General features: G+C 37.5%; 3 protein-coding genes. 1 reads left to right on the forward strand and 2 read right to left on the reverse strand.

Features of this window, described 5'->3' with window-relative positions; all coding sequences use genetic code 11:
• The first annotated feature begins 157 nt into the window (after positions 1 to 157).
• Complete coding sequence (locus tag BMX11_RS23960) at positions 158 to 379, forward strand: hypothetical protein (RefSeq protein ID WP_090890122.1); 222 nt, start codon at positions 158 to 160, stop codon at positions 377 to 379.
• Positions 380 to 470: 91 nt separating this feature from the next.
• Here the strand turns inward: BMX11_RS23960 and BMX11_RS23965 are convergent, their stop codons facing one another.
• Both BMX11_RS23965 and BMX11_RS24615 read right to left on the reverse strand, forming a co-directional pair.
• On the reverse strand, positions 471 to 839 hold the full coding sequence (locus tag BMX11_RS23965) for a hypothetical protein (protein WP_139180268.1): 369 nt from the start codon (positions 837 to 839) through the stop codon (positions 471 to 473).
• A partial coding sequence (locus BMX11_RS24615) for an RHS repeat-associated core domain-containing protein (RefSeq protein ID WP_245738758.1) occupies positions 823 to 2520 on the reverse strand: 1698 nt, incomplete at its 5' end. The genes BMX11_RS24615 and BMX11_RS23965, both read right to left, overlap by 17 nt.

Raw genomic sequence — 2520 nt, forward strand, 5'->3', positions numbered from 1 at the left:
GATATTCCCCATCACATCATAATTTAGATTCTCTGTCATCGCTCCAGTCGTTTTACCAGAATTGCTTAAACGGTTCAGCTTATCATAACCATAATCAAATATATTGGCTGTTGGAGAAAGTGTTCAACTAAGAAAATTTTAAAAAGAAGAAATAAAAATGGCGCCCGAAATCATAAGGGCGCTATTTTTTGCACTTGATGAACTTAGGGCAATAGCTGAAAAAGGCAACCAGGGTTTAGCCTGGAATGAACAAGAAGATGCATTGCTGGTAGAGCGTTTTAACGAAGGTATCAAGATTACCCAACTCGCCAAATTACACTCCAGGACTTATGGAGCAATTAAAGCAAGGCTCCTTAAACTTGAACTCCTGCAGAAATAACAAAGCCCAGCAATTTTTACATCGCTGGGCTTTGTTATGTAAGTTACCTTTTGGTCTTAACGAGATGCTAAGACCAAAAGGCCTAGAGCCACTATGGAATCTTAAGATATAAAGTATCTGGCTTTTGTTTCATAAAATTGGTGTTTTTAAGCACAAGCTTTAAACTATCCTTTTTAACTGAAAAAGACATTAAAGAATCATACCTGTCATATTGTTTTAAAGTCAATTCCTGGCCATTATCTAATTTCCTAACCTGTATCCCGCTTTGAACTGTTGCATTTCCATTGATTCGATACAAAATAATTTTATATGGTTTTCCTTCAACATTAATCACTTTCAATTTATCATTGCTGACTTCAAATAAATCAAAAGTTAAAAACATATATCCAATGTATCCTACAAATGCTATTACGATAGCCAGAATAGTGATTTTTATAATCTTACTAGTATTTTTTATCATAATAATTAAAGCCTGATTTAATCCATTTTTGATCTCTTGGATCATCTCCATAAGGTGGCAACATATATGTTGAAGTGTTAGACCCACCATAAGGGGTACTAGTGGTAGTAGTCCTATATTTTTGCCACTGTGGTAAAGATGTTCCTGCAGCTATTTGTGCTTTGCCTGCTTGAATTAGCAATGTTTCCGATGGTAAACCGTAGGCCTTACCAACTGCACCATAGTGGTGATTACCAAAATCTTGAGATTCCATAGTTTTTCCTTCAAAAGAAAAAGTTGTTTTACCATCATTACCTAAACCAATTATATGATCCTTATTATTTTTATAATCCCAATCTCCATGATTTTTTACTAGATTTTTGAATGTCCAAGGGCTCCAAATACCTTCAGCAGTTTTAATATTTTTATCTAACAAGTTTGAGTACACCTTGTCCATGCTGATATTCCCTCCTAACTCGCCGATTTTTTCGCCACCGGCACCAGTATTTTTAGCACTATAAGTCTTATCTATATCAGCCTCCGTTTTAGCTTTTTCATGAACATAAACTCCTTTATCTCCATCATCAACATTTTTCAATACAGTGCCGTATTTATCTAAATGGACTGACTCAGGGCCCATTCCATCCGGATCGATAAATCTCAAAGGATTATTGAATGCATAGTTATATGGAGAATGCCTTCTCATCTGTTCTGAAAACGGATCCACCACATTCCACCTGCCCACAACCGGGTCGTAGAACCTTGCCCCGTAATCATACTGCCCTAACTCCTCCTGCAACTCCTTGCCATTGTAAAGATATTTATTTGTATTCGCATTCGGCGAATTCATTTTTCTTAATCCAAAAGCATAGTAGTCATCTCGCTGGATTACTTCCAATTGCTGGGTTGTTGGATTGATGTAGAAAGTAGCTCTTACGTTACCTAGGTGGTCACTCAAATTATATTCATAACTATAATCACTACCCGTTCTTCTTGCTACCCCTGCTTCAGTCTGAATAAAATCAATGGTTCCATCTGTTTTGTAGTGAACGCCATCAATATAATCCACAATACCTGAAATACTTTGTTTCCTTAATTTTGCTCCTGAGGCATCATAGGTAAAAGTTACGTTAGGCCCGGTAATTTGGATTGGGAGATTGAGCTGGTTATATTCAATATTACTTATCCCCTTTCCAGTATCGCTTTTTTGATTGCCATTCGCATCGTAGGTGTAAGCACTGTTAATATAACCACTAACATTATCTAGCTTGTTGCCTGTGTAGTTTGGGTAGTTTATCGTCCCAAAACCCTCCCTGGTTAAGGTTTTAATATTGCCCATCACGTCATAGCTAAGTTCTTCGCCAAGGCTGTTGCCGGCAATGGCTTTGAACAATCGTTCCAATCCATCATATTGGTAACTGAAGCTATTGGCAATACCGTTAACATAATCCTGTCCGGCAATGTTTCCATTGTACTGTGGATAGGTACCTTCATTATATTTCAGGTTGATGCTAAACTCATTGCTTACACTACTTTTTAACCATCCCTGTTCATTATAGGCCAAAGCGGTATGCTGCGTATCGTTATGCAAGTGCTTACTTCTTAACTGCCCAATCTCGTTATATTCCAAATGACTCAAGGCAACCTCGCCCTGGCTGTTGATGTTTTCAAATGTGGCAATCTTCCTGCCCATATGGTCATA

The sequence above is a fragment of the Pedobacter rhizosphaerae genome (assembly GCF_900111155.1).
In the GTDB taxonomy this organism is placed as follows: Bacteria; Bacteroidota; Bacteroidia; order Sphingobacteriales; family Sphingobacteriaceae; genus Pedobacter; species Pedobacter rhizosphaerae.